This is a genomic window from Nibrella viscosa (assembly GCF_039541875.1).
In the GTDB taxonomy this organism is placed as follows: domain Bacteria; phylum Bacteroidota; class Bacteroidia; order Cytophagales; family Spirosomataceae; genus Nibrella; species Nibrella viscosa.
Genome location: NZ_BAABHB010000005.1, coordinates 225795 through 242699, shown reverse-complemented (window position 1 = coordinate 242699; position 16905 = coordinate 225795). Strand labels below are relative to the sequence as shown.

Here is a 16905-nt window from a genome sequence, read left to right as displayed (position 1 = left end):
ATGCTTTATTATCTATTCTCCTACTTAGATCAGCAGTTCGATATACCGGGAGCCGGGGTATTCCGATACCTGTCTTTCCGCGCTGCCGGCTCTCTGGCGTTGTCGCTGCTCATTGCCGCCATTTTTGGCCGTCGTATCATCAATAAACTCAGAAGCCTTCAGATTGGCGAGGAGATCCGTGACCTGGGGCTGGAGGGTCAGATGAAAAAGCGGGGAACGCCCACTATGGGCGGGTTCATCATCCTGGCCTCCATGCTGATTCCGGCGCTGCTGTTTGCCAAACTTTCTAATGTCTACATTATTCTGCTGCTGGTAACGGCCGTCTGGACCGGCCTCATCGGCTTCCTGGACGACTACATCAAGGTCTTCAAAAAAAACAAGGAAGGCCTGGCCGGTAAGTTCAAAGTTGTCGGTCAGATTGGTCTCGGCCTGATTGTTGGCTTAACGCTGTACTTTAACCAGTACGTTAAGATCCGGATTTACCAGCCGCGCACGCTCAGCACCTCCATTGCGCCGGATGTGTACCGGGACGTAAAGTCTTTGGTGACTACGGTACCCTTTGTCAAAAACAATGAGTTCGATTACAGCTCACTGCTGCCTGGTTTTATTCCGGAGCAGTACACCTGGATTCTGTTTGTGCTGATCGTCACGTTCATTATTACAGCCGTATCAAACGGGGCTAACCTTACCGACGGTATTGATGGGCTGGCGGGTGGTACCTCCGTGATCATTGTACTAACCTTAGGGGTGTTGGCCTACCTGTCGGGTAACAAGATCTTCTCGCAGTACCTCAACATCATGTACATTCCCAACGTGGGTGAGCTGGTGATTTTCTGTGCAGCCTTTGTGGGAGCCCTTGTCGGGTTTCTCTGGTACAACTCGTATCCGGCACAGGTGTTTATGGGCGATACGGGCAGCCTGATGCTGGGTGGTGTCATTGCGGTACTCTCCCTGGCAATCCGGAAAGAACTGCTCATTCCGGTCCTGTGCGGCATTTTTTTTGTTGAAAGCCTGTCGGTCATTCTCCAGGTAACGTACTTCCGCTATACCAAGAAAAAATTCGGAGAAGGCCGGCGAATTTTCCTGATGGCTCCCCTGCACCACCATTTTCAGAAGAAAGGCTATCACGAAGCCAAGATCGTAACCCGCTTCTGGATTGTGGGTATCATGCTGGCGGTAATCAGTCTGGTGACGCTTAAGCTGAGATAGGGATTAGTCGATAGTCGTTAGTGCTGACGCCTGATTACTAACGACTATTGACTAACCACCATCGACTTACAACTACAAATTTCTTGTCTTTCACCCAATTATCACCTATATTTGCACTCCCGTTTTCGGACGGGAGTTTTTTGTGTTTGCAAATCGTCTGTAAATCAATCAATACGCTCAAAATCCAGTGGATACGTTAAGCTACAAAACCATCTCTGCCAATAAGGAAACGGCGCAGAAGGATTGGGTTGTCGTAGATGCTCAGGGCGCGGTATTAGGTCGGCTGGCCAGCCAGGTGGCCGCCATTATCCGCGGCAAGCATAAGCCCAATTTTACCCCGCACGTCGATTGTGGAGATAACGTGATTATCATCAACGCCGATAAGATCCGTCTGACCGGCCGTAAGATGACCGACAAAGTGTACGTTCGTCACACCGGCTATCCGGGTGGTCAGCGTTTTACTACGCCCCGCGAGTTGTTGGAAAAGCATCCAACCCGCGTTATCGAGCACGCCGTAAAGGGCATGCTGCCAAGAAACCGTTTGGGTCGTCGCCTGTTCACCAACCTGCATGTATATGCCGGTGACAAGCACCCCCACACCGCACAGCAACCGAAAGAAGTTAAGTTGTAAGAACCAAAAGAATGGAAAGAATTAACACCATTGGCCGCCGGAAAACTGCTGTTGCCCGTGTGTATCTGTCACCCGGTACCGGTGCCATCCAGGTAAACGGAAAAGAGTACACCCAGTACTTCCCGTCTGAGATTCTGCAGATCATCACCAAGCAGCCGTTCGCCACTATCAATGCCAACGAGAGCTACGATGTGAAAGTAAACGTTCGGGGTGGTGGTATTGCCGGTCAGGCCGAAGCCATCCGGATGGCGATCTCCCGCGCCCTTGTTGAGTCAAACGCGGAGTTCCGTCCGGCCCTGAAGAAAGAAGGCTTCCTGACGCGTGACTCGCGCATGGTTGAGCGGAAAAAATACGGTCGCGCCAAGGCCCGCCGTCGGTTCCAGTTCTCCAAGCGCTAATCCAATTGTTTCAAGTTTCAATGTTTCATGTTCCAAGTTGCTGACGCTAATAGTCTACAACTTGAAACTTGAGACCTGGAACATGAAACTGAAAAAACAGTCCAGACAGTACTTAGATGATGCCGACGTACTGTGCTGCGTATTTTTTAATCATTCATTATTCATTGTTCATTAAGCAAAATGGCACAAGTAGAATATAAAGACCTGCTCGACGCTGGTGTACACTTTGGTCACCTGACGCGTAAGTGGGATCCCAAAATGGCACCGTACATCTTCATGGAGAAGAACGGTATCCATATCATTGACCTCAACAAAACGTTGGCCAGCCTGCAAGAGGCTCAGAACGCCATCAAAGGAGTTGTTCGGTCGGGCCGCAAGGTGATGTTCGTGGCCACGAAGAAGCAGGCCCAGGAAATTGTGTCGGAAGAAGCACGCCGGCTGAAAATGCCGTTCGTGACCGACCGCTGGCTGGGTGGTATGCTCACCAACTTTGCCACCATCCGGAAGTCGCTGAAGAAACTGCAAAGCCTGGAGAAGATGTTGAAAGACGAGACGACGGTCAACAATCTGGCAAAGCGTGAGCGACTGACGCTAACCCGCGAAAAAGACAAACTGGAGCGCGTATTGGGCGGTGTAGCTGACCTGACGCGCCTACCGGCAGCTCTGTTTGTGGTAGACGTAAAACGCGAGCATATTGCCGTTGCCGAAGCAAACCGCTTAGGTATTCCGGTCTTCGCGATTTGCGATACCAACTCGAACCCGGATCTGGTTGATTTCCCGATCCCGGCCAACGATGATGCCTATAAATCCATTTCACTGATTACACTGGCCATCGGAAAAGCCATTGAAGAAGGCCTGCTGGAGCGTAAACAAGATAAAGACGATCAGCGTCTGCAGGAAGAAGAAGAAGCCAAGCGGCTCGAAGACCAGTCACTGATTAAGGCTAAGGCCGAAGATGAGTCGAAACTGGCTGAAGGTCCGGAGGCTACCGGCTCACCTGCAGCCATTGCCGAAGAAGACCGGGCCGAATAATTCCGCTTCCGAAGGCAATGAATCGAATAGCCCGTAGCCCTGCTTCGGGCTATTCCATTATAGTGCTCCACCCGGAGATGAACAAATTTTATTCTGACAACCATTCAATTTCTATAATTTACTATGGCTATTACCGCACAAGACGTTAACAGACTTCGGCAGGAAACCGGAGCCGGTATGATGGACTGTAAAAAAGCCCTGACCGAAGCCGACGGCGATTTCGATAAAGCAAAAGAGATTCTGCGGAAGCAGGGTCAGAAAATTGCCGACAAACGCGCCGAGAACACAACGGCCGAAGGTATTGTGCTGGCAGAGGTAAGCGAAGACGGTACCAACGGTAAGCTGATCGCCCTGGCCTGCGAAACTGAGCCGGTATCGAAAGTAGCGGATTTCCAGAACCTGGCCAACCGGGCGAAAGAAACCGCGCTGGCCACCAACGCCGAAAACAAAGAAGCCCTGCTGGCCGCTCCGCAGGAAGATGGTCGCACGCTACAGGAGCACATTGTTGACCTCATGGGTAAAATCGGGGAGAAAATCGACGTCGTTGCTTACGAAAACGTGACGGCGGAGAAAGTGGTGTCTTACATCCACTCAAACGGTAAACTGGGTGTACTGGTTGGGCTGACCAACGCTAACGGTACCGATGTGACCGAAGTAGGTAAGGACATTGCCATGCAGATTGCCGCTATGAAGCCCGTAGCGCTGGATAAAGATGGCGTTGACGCGACCATCGTGGAGCGTGAAATCGAAATCGGCAAGGAGCAGGCTCGCCAGGAAGGCAAGCCGGAGGCTATGCTGGAGCGCATTGCCATGGGTAAGCTGCAGAAGTTCTACAAAGAAAATACGCTGCTGAACCAGGAGTTCGTCAAAGACAATTCCGTAACGATTGCGCAACTGTTGGATCGCACCAGCAAAGGCCTGACCGTATCGGTGTTCAAGCGCGTAGCAATCGGTTAATCCGTTATAATTACACTTCGTAAGCCCTGGCCTGCTGGTCAGGGCTTTTTTGTTTTTCAGTAGATTGCTTCATATTTTACACCAGTCTATCCAACCGCTCTTCGTTACCAAACTACTATAAAAGCGTCTCAGAAACCAAGTACTGCCGGAATGAAAGAGCTTACCGACGAGGAACTGATCCGCTCGTACGTCGTCACCCAGCGTAATGCTTACTTTGAAGTCCTTTATGAACGATACTGCGATAAGGTGTACCGCCGGTGCCTGCAACTGACCAAAGATCCGGTCAAAGCCGAGGACTTTACGCACGACATTTTTCTGCGGCTTATTGTCAAGCTGGGGAGCTTTAAGGAGCAGGCAAAATTCTCGACCTGGCTGTACTCGGTCACTTACAACTATTGCATGGACCACCTGCGCAGCCATAAACATAAGGAGGTGTATGTAGAAGAAGGTTACGAAAACTTTCCGGATTATACTGACACTGATGATGCTGAGGTGGCCGACATGGAGGCTAAACGGCTTCACAAGGCGCTGGATCACCTGACGCCCGACGAGCAAAGTATTCTGATGATGAAGTACCAGGACGACCTCAGCATCCGGGACATTGCCGGCATGCTGGAGGTATCCGAAAGCGCGGTTAAAATGCGCCTGAAACGGTCGAAGGAGAAGCTGCGGAAGTATTACCTGGAAAGAGTGATCTTCTGGCTGGTATTGCTGCTGAAACTACTGAGTACGTGTAAATGGCCATTCCGCTAAGCCCGTAGTTATGGAAAACCCCTTTAAGCAGATAGAGCCGGAAGCCGGTTGCCCGGCTCATGTAAAAACCGAACTGGTGGCGGAAATTGACCTTATCCGGAATGCCCTACAGGTTGTCGTGCTATACACCGGCGGCCTGTTTAGCGTGGCGGCCTCTATGGCAGATTCACCTCAATCTGAAACCGAATCGTAACCCATGAATAATCTACCTAATCTGACCCAAATCCTGCTGAATACGTTTCAGACGCTGATCGATCAGTTTGTGAGCTTTATGCCCCGGCTGGTGGGGGCGCTGGTTATCCTGCTGATTGGCTGGCTGGTCGCCAAACTCGTAGCCCTGGTGGTTCGCCGGGTGCTGAGCCGGGTTGGGTTTGATAAAATTGGTGATAAGCTCAACGAGATTGATATTATTAAGCAGCTTAAGACGGAGATAAAACTGAGCGAGATTGTCGCCGTGGTGCTGTATTACTTTATCCTGCTGGTTTTTATCACGGCAGCTACCGAAACCCTGGGTGTGGCGGCTATAACGAGCATGGTGCTGTCACTGGTCAATTTTATTCCGCAATTGGTAGCGGCCGCAATCATGCTCCAGATTGGCGTGCTGGTGGCCGATGCGCTGAAGCGGGCCGTAATCAGCGTTTGCCAATCGTTCAATATTGCGTCAGGGCGGCTGCTGGGCATGGTGGTATTCTTTTTCTTTCTGATTATTACCGTAATCAGTGCGCTGGGGCAGGCGGGTATCAACACCGAACTGCTGGAGTCCAGCTTCAACCTGCTCATCGGGGGAGTGATTTTTGCCTTTGCCGTCGGCTACGGCATTGCTTCGCGGGATGTAATGGCCAATATGCTGTCGTCGTTCTATTCCAAAAACAAATTTCGGGAAGGGCAGACGATTCAGATTGATGATGTAAAAGGGAGCATTATGCAGATTGACAATACCTCGCTGACACTAAAGACGGGCGACTCAACAACTATCTTTCCCTTACAGGCCTTACAGTCAAAAAAGGTAGAAGTCTTTGATTAAGTAAATGGCGGTGCCTGATGTTACCAATTATGGAAAAATATACATAATTTTGGTGCATTAGCTAAAAAAGCCTACGACATATAGCCGGGGCTTTTCTACTATTCCTTTATTTTTGCCGACCCAAATGAGTAAACTTAACCCGGACGGGATGGCAGCGCAAAAATTAGTTGTATTAGGCGGTGGTGAAAGTGGTGTTGGGGCCGCCCTGCTGGGGCAGGCCAAAGGCTTTGACGTGTTTGTGTCCGACAAAGGGCCATTGCTGGACAACTACCGCGCTGTTCTGCGCGACGCCGGTATTCCTTTTGAAGAGGGGCACCATACCGAAGCACGCATTCTACAGGCCGACGAAGTGGTGAAAAGCCCCGGCATTCCGGAGAAAGTCCCGCTGGTGCAGCAGCTAAAAGCAAAAGGCATCCCCGTTATTTCGGAGATCGAACTGGCTGCCCGCTACACCAGGGCTAAGTTAATCGGCATCACCGGCAGCAACGGTAAAACCACCACCACGCTGCTGATCTATCACCTGCTGAAAACAGCCGGACTCAACGTAGGCTTAGCCGGTAACATTGGCGACAGCTTTGCCCGGCAGGTAATCGACGACACGTTCGACTACTACGTACTGGAGCTAAGCAGCTTTCAACTGGACGATATGTACCAGACGCGGCTCCACACGGCCATTCTGCTGAACATCACGCCCGATCATCTCGACCGGTACGAATACAACTTTCAGCATTACGTCAACTCCAAGTTTCGCATCCTGCAAAATATGCAGCCGCAGGACAATTTTATCTACTTTCGGGAGAACCCAGCCATAGCCGACGAACTGGCAAAACGCTCTCCGGACGTAAACCGGTTGCCGGTCTCGCTGGAGCAGGCCGTTAATCCCGGCGGCTACCTGCAAAACGGACGGCTGATTGCCGGCTACGGGGAGCAGGCCTTTAACCTGGACATGGCCGAACTGCCGCTGAAAGGGCCGCATAACGCCATTAACATGCTGTCGGCGATTCTGGCGGCTCAATCAGTAGGGGTAAATAGCGAGGCTATTGCCGAAGGCCTTGGAACCTTCAAAAATGCAGCCCACCGGCTTGAACCGACGGGTACGGTCAATGGAGTGCAGTTCATCAACGACTCCAAAGCCACCAATGTCGACTCGGTATTTTATGCGCTGGCCAGTATGGAAGTACCTACCATCTGGATTGCCGGCGGGCTGGATAAGGGCAATGACTACAGCCAGCTTGATAGGCTGGTGCGTCAGAAAGTGAAAGCCCTGATTTGCTTAGGAAAAGATAATCGTAAATTGACGGAGTATTTCACCGGCATTGTACCTCTTGTGTACGAAACGCAGGACATGAAAGATGCCGTAGCCAAAGGACTGGCGTGGGCGCAGCCCGGCGATGTGGTGCTGCTGTCACCCGCCTGCGCCAGCTTCGACCTGTTCCGCAACTACGAAGACCGGGGTAATCAGTTTAAAGAAGCGGTACAGAGGTTAGTGGATAGTCGATAGTCGTTCGTCAATCGTGCTGGCGCCTGATTACTGACAACTACTGACTAACGACTATCGACTAACGACTATCCACTATTGCCTAATGACAACTTTATCAATTCGCGACTGGGCCAAAGACCACCTGAAAGGGGATCGCCAGATCTGGTGGATCGTCCTATTTCTGTCGATCCTGAGCGTGCTGGTAGTCTACAGTGCTACGGGTACCATCGCCTACCAGAAAATGGAGGGCAACACCGAGATGTACCTCTTCAAGCACGGTTCCCTGGTGGTGGCGGGTCTGGCGTGTATGTACATTGCCCACCGCTTCAACTATGTGCACTACGCCCGGCTCTCCAAATTTGGTATGTGGCTGTCGGTACCCTTGCTGTTATGGACTTTTTTTAACGGCACTACGCTGAACGAAGCGCCCCGGTGGATTACTATTCCCATTATCAACCAGACTTTTCAGCCCTCCGACTTAGCCAAGCTGTCTTTAATTGCCAATTTGGCGGCCATGCTGGCCAAGCGACAGCGAATCAAATACGAGCCCCAGGTTCTGGTCAACATGATCGGCTGGATCGGCATCATTTGTGCCCTCATTATCCTGACCAATACCTCAACGGCGGTCTTGCTGGGTATAACCTGCTTTCTGCTAATGTACATTGGCCGGGTACCCAGAAAATACCTGCTTGGAATGGTCGCGTTTTGTGTGCTGGTCGGCGGAATTGCCCTGCTGATGGGCAAGCGATACGAAACGGTAAAAGGTCGTCTGGAGCGCTTCAGTAACACCGAAAAGATTGATTACCAGGTTGAGCAATCATACATAGCGCTGGCCAATGGGGGCTTGCAGGGTCAGGGGCCGGGTAATAGCCACCAGCGGAACTTTCTGCCCCACCCGTATTCTGATTTTATCTTTGCCATCATTGTTGAGGAGTACGGCTTATGGGGAGGAGTGCTCACTATTGCGGCCTATATATGGCTGCTGGCACGCGGAATGCGGGCGATTCAGAAGAGTACCCGACCTTTTGGGGGGTTGTTGTCTGCCGGACTTACCTTTAGTATTGTCTTACAGGCTATGATAAACATGGCCGTGGCGGTTGGGCTGGTACCCGTAACCGGTTTGCCGTTACCGCTGCTGAGCATGGGGGGGACCTCGCTGCTCTTTACAGGTATCGCTATCGGTATCGTGCTCAGCGTCAGCCGCGACGAAGCGGATGAAAGTACTATTTAGCAGACTTAAAAAATGCGTATAATCATAAGTGGGGGCGGAACGGGAGGCCATATCTATCCGGCCATTGCTATTGCCAACGAACTGAAGGCGATTGATCCGACTATTGAGATTCTGTTTGTCGGGGCAGAAGGGAAGATGGAGATGGAAAAAGTACCCAAGGCAGGCTACAAAATTGTGGGTCTGCCGGTGGTCGGTATCAAGCGCGAACTGACGCTGGAGAACCTGGCGTTTCCGGTGAAGCTGGGTCGTAGCTTTATGCGGGCGCAGCAGATTATCCGGGACTTTAAGCCCAATGTCGCCGTGGGTGTTGGCGGCTATGCGAGTGGGCCGTTGCTGCTGGCGGCTTCCCTGAAAGGCATTCCGACCCTGATTCAGGAGCAGAACTCCTACGCGGGGCTGACCAATAAGCTGCTGTCGCGCTGGGCCAAAACCATCTGCGTGGCGTATCCGGGCATGGACAAGTTCTTCCCGGCCGACAAAATCATTACCACGGGTAATCCCGTCCGGAAAGACATTCAGTTTGCTGAGCAGCAACGGGAAGCTGGTCTGCCGTACTTTGGGCTGGAACCCGGCCGGCGCACGCTGCTGGTCATTGGCGGAAGTCAGGGTGCCCGTACGCTGAACGAGACGATGGAGCAGGGCTTGTCGCGCTTCATTGAAGCCGGTATTCAGGTGGTGTGGCAGACGGGGCCGCAGTTTATCGAGCGGGCACGCAAGGCCGCAGCAGATGCCGGTTCTCCGCTCGTGAAGCCGTACGACTTTATCTACGAAATGGATAAAGCCTACGGCGTTGCCGAGGTGGTAGTATCGCGGGCTGGTGCCCTGTCGGTGTCGGAGTTATGCCTGGTCGGCAAACCGGCCATTCTGGTGCCGTTTCCGGCGGCTACGGACGATCATCAGACCAAAAATGCCATGAGCCTGGTGGAGCATAACGCAGCCCTGCTCATTGCCGACCGGGCGGCCCGGACAGAGCTGATTACGGCTACGCTGGCCCTTATTGATAATCCGGCTCAGCAGCAGGAACTCAGCAAAAATATGCTGAAGCTGGCGAAGCCGGACGCGGGTCGGCAAATTGCTGAAGCTGTGCTGAATCTGGCTGAACTATAAAGCGTACCAGTTAATAAATTGTTTACAAGCCTTTCGGCCAGTTTTCTGAAATTGCCGGGGACGAGTAGTCATACCGTAAATTAATAACAGGTTGAATTTAGATTCCGTTAAATACGTCTATTTTCTGGGAATTGGGGGTATCGGTATGAGCGCCCTCGCCCGCTGGTTTGTCGTTAATGGGTATCAGGTGGCCGGGTACGACCGGACGCCCACTCCGCTAACCGAGGCCCTGCAGCAGGAGGGGATGGCAATTCACTTCGACGAAGCTGTCGAAAAGATACCTGAAGCCTTCCGGCAGAATCCGGCCGAAACGCTGGTGATCTATACCCCTGCCGTACCGAAGACCCATACCGAATATATCTACCTGACCGAAAACGGCTTTACCCCCCAGAAACGCTCGCAAGTACTTGGTTTACTGGCAGGCCGGATGAAAGCCGTAGGCGTAGCCGGTACACACGGCAAGACCACAACCTCCTCGATGGTTGCCCATATTCTGCGGCATGCGGGTGTAAACTGTGCGGCTTTTCTGGGCGGCATCACCCAGAACTACGGCACTAACTTTCTGCTCAATGAGCCGGCCGAAGACTTGTCTTCCGTGGTTTGTGTGGTTGAGGCCGATGAGTTCGATCGGTCGTTTCTGACGCTGTACCCGCACCTGGCCATTGTTACCTCTACCGATGCCGACCATCTCGACATTTACGGCGACCGCAATGCCTTGCTGAACTCGTTTGGGGCTTACGTCGGCCAGATAAAGCCTGAAGGGGTCCTGTTCCAGAAAAAAGGTTTAGGGCTGGCCGGTCAAACAAAGGCCGAAACCCGTGCGTTCGCCTTGGAGGAGGGCGACTACCATAGTCGCAACCTGCGGATCGACGATGCCTGCTTCGTGTTTGACCTGATGTATCCGCAGGGGGCTATTTCTGCTATTCGACTGACGGTACCCGGTTTTCATAATGTAGAGAATGCCATTGCGGCTTCGGCGGTAGCGCTCGAACTGGGTGTTTCGCCGGCGGCCATCCGCGACGCCTTAAACAGCTACCGGGGGGTTAAACGCCGGTTCGAGTACCATATTAAATCGGATAAGGTGGTGTTTATTGACGACTACGCCCACCACCCAACCGAAATCCGGGCGTTTCTGTCGTCGGTAAAAGCCTTGTACCCGAACCGGGAACTGACGGCCATTTTCCAGCCGCACCTGTTTTCGCGGACGCGGGACTTTGCCGATGAGTTCGCCGAAAGCCTGTCGCTGGCCGATCATGTGATTCTGCTGGATATTTACCCGGCGCGGGAATTGCCAATGGAAGGTGTGACATCGGACATTATTTTTCAGAACGTACACTCGAAAAGTAAGCGGCAATGCACCAAAGGCGAACTGTTGGCCGTTCTGCGGGAAAGCCCGACGGAACTGGTTGTCACCATCGGTGCGGGGGATATTGACCAGTTGCTGGAGAGCATAAAAGGTCAATTACTTACCAATGAATAAATTTATCTGTATGCGCAGGTAGCTTATTTACAGATGTTTTCTACATTAGGAGTAAAAAAATCGTGGTTATGGACGCTGGGAGCCGGATTATTGGGCCTAGGTTTGCTGGCTTTTACGGAAGTCCGGCATAATCAGAAGCGTTGCCAGGCTATTGTTGTTCGGATAACCGACCTCGACGGCCACCGGTTTTTGACCCAGCGCGATGTAAAGCGCTACCTGACCAACGATGGTGCCGACCCCCTGGTAGGAGACCTGTTCAGCGAAATCGACTTGCGAAAGCTCGAAAAGCGACTGTCGCAGTACGGCCTGATCAAAAAGTGTCAGGTATCGCGTGACCTGAGCGGTAACCTGATCGTCGATATAGAGCAACCCCGGCCGGTGGCCCGGCTGATTGCCTCGGGCGATGGTTTGCGGTCGGCATCCGGGCGGTACATTAGCGAAGAAGGGCGGTTTTTTGCCCTGTCCATGAATTACTCGGCGCGGGTGCCGTTAGTGACCGGGGCGTATTTTGAGAACCGGCGCTCGGTATCGACCGAAAAAGCCAAACCGCTGCTGGACCTGCTCCGGTTTATTCACAACGACCCGTTCTGGCGGGCGCAGGTGGCCGAACTGGAGGTAGACCGAAGCGGAGAGGTAGTGATCTCCCCGCAGGTGGGCGAGCAGCAGATCGAACTGGGAGAACCGACCGATATTGAGACGAAGTTTAAAAAGCTGAAAGTATTTTATAAACGAATTTTGCCCCTCAAAGACGCGCAGGCGTACAAACGGGTGAGTGTGCAGTACCGTAACCAAATTGTGTGCGAATAAAGACAATGACGGACGAAAAGATTGTGGTAGGGCTCGATATTGGCAGCACCAAGGTGTGTGCTGTTGCCGGGCGGCTGGTTCGCAACAAAGATCACGCAACGCTCGAAGTACTCGGTGTAGGCCGGGCCGCTTCAGACGGTGTTACCAAGGGCTCGGTAGTTAATATTACCAAAACGGCTAAAGCAATTGAACAGGCTATTTCGGAAGCGGCCAACCAGTCCGATCTAGATATTCAGGTGGTCAACGTCAACTTCAGCGGGCAGCATGTGGCGGCCCGTCGCCAGAGCGGCAGCATCACCCGCAGCTCACCCGGCGATGAGGTGACGATCTCCGACATCAATCACCTGCTGGGCGATATGTACCGCACCGTTATTCCGCCCGGTATGGAGATCGTTCATGTGCTGCCGATGGATTTTACCGTCGATAGCGAACTGGGGGTAGAAGATCCGGTCGGGCGCAACGGCGTGAAACTGGGTGCCGAGTTCCAGATCATTACCGCGCAAACCAACGCAGCTACCAATACCCGCAAGTGCGTGGAGCGGGCCGACAATGGCCGGATCAAGCGGGAGCAGATGCTGCTGTCGCCATTGGCGTCCAGTCTGGCGGTATTGACCGCCGAAGAGCGCGAAGCCGGCGTGGCCCTGGTGGATATTGGCGGGGGCACTACCGATGTGGCTATTTATCACCGGAATGTGCTGCGGCATATGGCGGTGTTTCCGTGGGCGGGTAATACGCTGACGGCCGATATTCAGGAGGGCTGTAAGGTGTTGCCGCCCCAGGCCGAACTCCTGAAAACGAAATTTGGCTGCGCTGATCCGGCAGACGTTAAACTCAACGAAGTTGTTTCGGTGCCGGGTCTGGCTGGTCGCCAGCCAAAAGATGTGCTGCTGAAAAATGTGGCCATCATTATGGAAGAGCGGCTGAAAGAAATTGCGGCTATGGTGCAGGCCGAAATTACCCGGTCGGGCTACGAACACAAACTGCTGGGCGGCATTGTGCTGACCGGCGGTACGGCATCCGTGCCGGGTATTGAGCGTATATTTCAGCGCGTAACCGGAATGGATGTGCGCATTGGCTACCCCGACCAGTTGGAGCGCAACCCCAGAGCCGATCTGGTGGGTGACCCGGCCTACGCCACCGCCCTGGGCCTGGTTTGGGCCGGCTTTAAGTCGCTGGATGAGCGGATTTCGTTCGTCAGCGATCCGGCCCGTCACATAGAGCCTCGCCCGGCGATGCCGGCTACACCAAACCCGCTTTACGGACGGGAGAAGGAGCCGAACGGCCGCAAAGAGGAAAAGGCAAAAGAGACGGAGACTAAGGAGAAAACCGGCTGGGGAGTCTGGAAAGCCATAAAAAGCTTCCTGAACGACGACATCGGCAACACCGAAAGATATTGACCGTGTACGCGTGACCGGCTCCAGACAGCCGGTTTTTGGTACCTGACAACGAGTAGACTGACCATTCAATAGCGAACAATATTATGCTGGATCACGGCTATACGTATGAAATCCCGGACGACAACCGGCCGATCATCAAAGTAATTGGTGTAGGCGGGGGGGGAAGTAATGCCGTTAAGCACATGGTGGAAATGGAGATAAAAGACGTGGACTTTGCCGTTTGTAATACCGACCGGCAGGCGCTGTTGAGTAGTCCCGTAAAAACCAGGTTGCAACTGGGAGCCGGCCTGGGAGCCGGCACCGACCCCGAAGTAGGCAGAGAGGCCGCCGAGGCAAGCCTCGACGACCTGCGGCATCTGCTGGGGAAACCCGTTGAAATGGTCTTTATCACGGCCGGTATGGGTGGGGGAACCGGTACGGGCGCGGCTCCCGTGGTGGCTCAACTGGCCCGCGACATGGGCCTGCTGACGGTGGCCATTGTGACGGCTCCGTACAAGTACGAAGGAAAAGACAAAAAGGAGCAGGCCATGAAGGGTATCGAACTGCTGAAAAAGAGCTGCGATACCGTGCTGGTGGTGCTGAACGATAAATTGGCGGAACTATACGGCAAACTGCCGCTGCGCAAAGCCTTTGCCCATGCCGATAATGTGCTGGCAACAGCGGTGAAAAGCATTGCCGAGATCATTACCACGCGGGGAGATGTCAACGCCGACTTCATGGACGTGAAGAAGGTGCTGCAGAACGCCGGTCAGTCGGTGATGGGATCGGCCGATGCCGAGGGCGAAGACCGGGCCATACGGGCCATTGAGGAAGCCCTGAACTCACCGCTGCTGAACGACCGCGACATCCGGGGTGCCAAGCGAATCCTGCTGACGATTTCATCGAGTTCCGAATACGAGGTAACCCTGGATGAACAGACCACGATCTCCGACTACATTCTGACGAAAATCGGCGAAGAGGCCCGCATGTTCAAGTTGGGGGCCATTTTTGACGATAGTCTGGGGCCTAAGCTGCGGGTGACGGTCATTGCCGCCGGTTTCGACACCATGAATGAGTTCAAGGAATCACTGGGCAAACCCGTGGTTGAACCGGTTGTGGAGGAGGAGCCTGAACCGGAGGAAGAACCGATGGCTGAGGCCGAGCTGAATGAACCGGAGGAGGAGGCTGAGGCCGAACTGGTTGGGGCCGCTCCGCAGGAGGTGGTATCCTCTACCGACAAGGCCACCACACCGACCAACCCGGTCTTTGTACACGCGCCCACCACGGTCAGCAGCGTGCGCGAACGCGATGTGTATGCCGATGTACTCCTTGCCGAGGAGCGGCCGGAAGACAGCGCCCAGATCCAGCAGATGATTACCGGATTTCTGAACGGGCGTTATATGGATCGCGACCTCGACACGCCCACCTACCAACGCTACAAAGTTATGCTGTACGAATTACCACTGGGCTCCGAAAACGATCTGGTGCGTATGCGGCTTAATGATTAGGGGTAGTTGGTTGCGTTATTGACCTCACGGCAACGGCCGACCGTCCCAAACGGTCGGCCGTTGCCGTTGGGTCAATAAGCTTCCTATTTACAGCTTTGGAGACACGGGTCTAATAAAAATCTAATTTGTCGTTTCGGGTGGTTTTTGTACTTTACCATATGTGTATTTCGGAGATGCTGGTTCTGATTCACTCTCGGTGAGTAGTGCAATTTCGGAATAGGACTCGTCGGCGCAACAGCTCGAAACCTGCTCGTCCATACCCCTGTCGTTTGAGTATTTTCAAGCGATTCACCTGGCCCTCGGTCTGCCCGTTACTCCACTCCGATACGAATGCCTGTTCGACTGCCGCATAGTCTTGGCGCAAGCCACGGACAAAACCCGTATAAGCAGACACCTTCTCGGCTTCTTCGCACCACTTGGCCAGACCCGCTGCTGATTTTTCCTTTATCAATTGCCGAAACTGCTGACCCAATTCATGTGTCTGGCGAATCGACTCGTGTTCGCTCAGCAGATGTGTCAAAAATGCTGCTTCATCGGCAGACCACTCAGAAGCTGGCTCATTCAAGAGTCGACAGATTCGACGGCTACTGTAGCTGTTAGTTTTGCGGGCGGGTGGTAAAGTGGGTACCACTTCTAACCGAGGATAGGCGGACAGAAAGTTAGCCAGAATCGTATAGCTCCCATTGTAGCCAAAATCCTTAATCTCAGTCAATAGCTCTTTCACATTGGTTTGCCCCTCCAGCCACCGCTTACGCAGATAGCCCTCATACAGGAACAGGTTTGAGCGTTTTGTCGTCTGGCGGGGCACAAAGCTATCCTGCTGCCAATAGCGTTTGACCGTATTGCGGGAGATGCCCAGATGCCGGGCGATAGCCCGTATGCCATGGCCTTCTGCCTGAAGCTGTTTAACTTTCTGATACCTTTCATAAGGCTTGGAGGCTGGATCTACTCGACATGTTGTCATGAGTTTTGACAAGTCATGGTGCCAGGTCAGCGAGGGCGGTAGCTGCTCTTCAGTCAGTGGCAGGTCTGGCCTAGGCGTATTAAGTGTTGGAAGGGTGGCCAGGATGGACTGGTTAATGTTCTCTCGTTGAGTGTCCAGAAAGCGTTCCATCACTTCGGAAAGGTTAGCCAACAAATGCCACCGGTCGGCTACGGCCCCGGCCGCCCGGCTGAACGGCATGGGGGCAAGCCTTGGTGATTGCATTGGCATATACACTCGAACGATCTCGTGTGACTAACTCAATGCCCGGATGAAGGCCAAGCCAATCTTCCAGGGTCTTGCCTTCCCGGTCGGGTAAGACATCGATTGGTTGATGCCGATCCAAATCGATTAGAATGGTGCCGTAGCGTCGCCCTTTTCTAAAGGCAAAATCATCTACCCCCACACGCTTCGGCATGTGCTGAGTTTGGACAACCGTTTTATGGCTGATCCTCAACAAGGTAGAGTGGCTAACTGGCTGACCCGTTAGTGCACAGATCCGGGCAGCCGGCCGAGCACCGGTTTGTAAGGCAATAGCCTGCAAGGGCTGCTCGGCTCGGTTTAACCGACGAGCATACGGACAGAAGTAGGCCGGTGCGGTCTGGGCGAAAATCTTACGGGCGCAGTTAGTATTGTGACAGAAGAATTTTCGTAAATGAAGCCGCAGGAAAACGGCTTTTCCGCAGATGGGTAAGTCTGTTAGGGTGCGCTGGTAGAAGCTGTGCACCTTGTTAGCAGGCATCTGGCAGTCGGGGCATCGACCAACGGTCTGAGTGGCAACCAGGCCAATTTGAATATCGATTTCACCGACGTACTGGTCAGTGAGTTGAAAGTGTTCGGGCAGAATCGAAGACAAATCCATGCCCTAAACTTGGGAAAATACCACCTTTTCACCGAGAGTGAATCAGAACCCTAAGTCTTTTGAATCTG

General features: G+C 53.2%; 17 protein-coding genes. 15 read left to right on the top strand and 2 right to left on the bottom strand.

Annotated elements, in window-relative coordinates:
• The 15 genes from mraY (at position 1) to ftsZ (ending at position 14993) form a co-directional block, all read left to right on the top strand.
• Positions 1-1209, top strand: coding sequence for a phospho-N-acetylmuramoyl-pentapeptide-transferase (gene mraY, locus ABD931_RS14835; protein WP_345268414.1), 1209 nt, complete (start codon positions 1-3; stop codon positions 1207-1209).
• A gap of 187 nt (positions 1210-1396) precedes the next feature.
• A complete protein-coding gene (gene rplM, locus ABD931_RS14830; protein ID WP_345268412.1) occupies positions 1397-1840 on the top strand; it encodes a 50S ribosomal protein L13 in 444 nt (147 codons plus the stop codon).
• Between the two features lie 11 nt (positions 1841-1851).
• Positions 1852-2238: a 30S ribosomal protein S9 gene (gene rpsI, locus ABD931_RS14825; protein ID WP_345248789.1), complete on the top strand. Its 387-nt coding sequence runs from the start codon at positions 1852-1854 to the stop codon at positions 2236-2238.
• A 180-nt stretch (positions 2239-2418) separates the two neighbouring features.
• Complete coding sequence (rpsB, locus tag ABD931_RS14820; protein ID WP_345268410.1) at positions 2419-3270, top strand: 30S ribosomal protein S2; 852 nt, start codon at positions 2419-2421, stop codon at positions 3268-3270.
• Between the two features lie 123 nt (positions 3271-3393).
• Positions 3394-4227 (top strand): translation elongation factor Ts, encoded by an 834-nt coding sequence (gene tsf / locus ABD931_RS14815; RefSeq protein WP_345268409.1) that lies wholly within the window; start codon positions 3394-3396, stop codon positions 4225-4227.
• Between the two features lie 150 nt (positions 4228-4377).
• The gene (locus tag ABD931_RS14810; RefSeq protein WP_345268407.1) at positions 4378-4980 is read left to right on the top strand and encodes an RNA polymerase sigma factor; all 603 of its coding nucleotides are present in this window, start codon (positions 4378-4380) and stop codon (positions 4978-4980) included.
• A gap of 10 nt (positions 4981-4990) precedes the next feature.
• Positions 4991-5173 carry a hypothetical protein gene (locus ABD931_RS14805; RefSeq protein WP_345268405.1) on the top strand — a complete coding sequence of 61 codons (183 nt, stop codon included), beginning with the start codon at positions 4991-4993 and terminating at the stop codon, positions 5171-5173.
• A gap of 3 nt (positions 5174-5176) precedes the next feature.
• Entirely contained in the window at positions 5177-6004 is an 828-nt protein-coding gene (locus ABD931_RS14800) for a mechanosensitive ion channel family protein (protein WP_345268403.1), read from the top strand.
• Between the two features lie 148 nt (positions 6005-6152).
• Positions 6153-7505 (top strand): UDP-N-acetylmuramoyl-L-alanine--D-glutamate ligase, encoded by a 1353-nt coding sequence (murD, locus tag ABD931_RS14795; RefSeq protein ID WP_345268401.1) that lies wholly within the window; start codon positions 6153-6155, stop codon positions 7503-7505.
• 82 nt (positions 7506-7587) lie between these two features.
• Positions 7588-8715, top strand: coding sequence for an FtsW/RodA/SpoVE family cell cycle protein (locus ABD931_RS14790; protein ID WP_345268399.1), 1128 nt, complete (start codon positions 7588-7590; stop codon positions 8713-8715).
• A 12-nt stretch (positions 8716-8727) separates the two neighbouring features.
• Positions 8728-9822, top strand: coding sequence for an undecaprenyldiphospho-muramoylpentapeptide beta-N-acetylglucosaminyltransferase (murG, locus tag ABD931_RS14785; protein ID WP_345268397.1), 1095 nt, complete (start codon positions 8728-8730; stop codon positions 9820-9822).
• Between the two features lie 91 nt (positions 9823-9913).
• Positions 9914-11302, top strand: coding sequence for a UDP-N-acetylmuramate--L-alanine ligase (murC, locus tag ABD931_RS14780; RefSeq protein ID WP_345268395.1), 1389 nt, complete (start codon positions 9914-9916; stop codon positions 11300-11302).
• 33 nt (positions 11303-11335) lie between these two features.
• The gene (locus ABD931_RS14775) at positions 11336-12109 is read left to right on the top strand and encodes a cell division protein FtsQ/DivIB (protein WP_345268393.1); all 774 of its coding nucleotides are present in this window, start codon (positions 11336-11338) and stop codon (positions 12107-12109) included.
• Between the two features lie 5 nt (positions 12110-12114).
• On the top strand, positions 12115-13506 hold the full coding sequence (gene ftsA, locus ABD931_RS14770; protein ID WP_345268391.1) for a cell division protein FtsA: 1392 nt from the start codon (positions 12115-12117) through the stop codon (positions 13504-13506).
• Between the two features lie 83 nt (positions 13507-13589).
• Positions 13590-14993, top strand: a complete 1404-nt coding sequence (ftsZ, locus tag ABD931_RS14765; RefSeq protein WP_345268389.1) for a cell division protein FtsZ — start codon at positions 13590-13592, stop codon at positions 14991-14993.
• A gap of 187 nt (positions 14994-15180) precedes the next feature.
• On the opposite strand, the gene ABD931_RS14760 is transcribed toward ftsZ, so the two are convergent.
• The gene (locus tag ABD931_RS14760; protein ID WP_370469323.1) at positions 15181-16107 is read right to left on the bottom strand and encodes a transposase; all 927 of its coding nucleotides are present in this window, start codon (positions 16105-16107) and stop codon (positions 15181-15183) included.
• A 13-nt stretch (positions 16108-16120) separates the two neighbouring features.
• Positions 16121-16837: an ISL3 family transposase gene (locus ABD931_RS14755; RefSeq protein ID WP_345268387.1), complete on the bottom strand. Its 717-nt coding sequence runs from the start codon at positions 16835-16837 to the stop codon at positions 16121-16123.
• Positions 16838-16905: the final 68 nt, after the last annotated feature.

Excerpts from the sequence above, each read along its gene's own strand:
- mraY (WP_345268414.1), top strand. The coding sequence starts at position 1 with ATGCTTTATTATCTATTCTCCTACTTAGATCAGCAGTTCGATATACCG.
- rpsI (WP_345248789.1), top strand. The coding sequence starts at position 1,852 with ATGGAAAGAATTAACACCATTGGCCGCCGGAAAACTGCTGTTGCCCGT.
- rpsB (WP_345268410.1), top strand. The coding sequence starts at position 2,419 with ATGGCACAAGTAGAATATAAAGACCTGCTCGACGCTGGTGTACACTTT.
- tsf (WP_345268409.1), top strand. The coding sequence starts at position 3,394 with ATGGCTATTACCGCACAAGACGTTAACAGACTTCGGCAGGAAACCGGA.
- ABD931_RS14810 (WP_345268407.1), top strand. The coding sequence starts at position 4,378 with ATGAAAGAGCTTACCGACGAGGAACTGATCCGCTCGTACGTCGTCACC.
- ABD931_RS14805 (WP_345268405.1), top strand. The coding sequence starts at position 4,991 with ATGGAAAACCCCTTTAAGCAGATAGAGCCGGAAGCCGGTTGCCCGGCT.
- ABD931_RS14800 (WP_345268403.1), top strand. The coding sequence starts at position 5,177 with ATGAATAATCTACCTAATCTGACCCAAATCCTGCTGAATACGTTTCAG.
- murD (WP_345268401.1), top strand. The coding sequence starts at position 6,153 with ATGGCAGCGCAAAAATTAGTTGTATTAGGCGGTGGTGAAAGTGGTGTT.
- ABD931_RS14790 (WP_345268399.1), top strand. The coding sequence starts at position 7,588 with ATGACAACTTTATCAATTCGCGACTGGGCCAAAGACCACCTGAAAGGG.
- murG (WP_345268397.1), top strand. The coding sequence starts at position 8,728 with ATGCGTATAATCATAAGTGGGGGCGGAACGGGAGGCCATATCTATCCG.
- ABD931_RS14775 (WP_345268393.1), top strand. The coding sequence starts at position 11,336 with ATGTTTTCTACATTAGGAGTAAAAAAATCGTGGTTATGGACGCTGGGA.
- ftsA (WP_345268391.1), top strand. The coding sequence starts at position 12,115 with ATGACGGACGAAAAGATTGTGGTAGGGCTCGATATTGGCAGCACCAAG.
- ftsZ (WP_345268389.1), top strand. The coding sequence starts at position 13,590 with ATGCTGGATCACGGCTATACGTATGAAATCCCGGACGACAACCGGCCG.
- ABD931_RS14760 (WP_370469323.1), bottom strand. The coding sequence starts at position 16,107 with ATGGAACGCTTTCTGGACACTCAACGAGAGAACATTAACCAGTCCATC.
- ABD931_RS14755 (WP_345268387.1), bottom strand. The coding sequence starts at position 16,837 with ATGGATTTGTCTTCGATTCTGCCCGAACACTTTCAACTCACTGACCAG.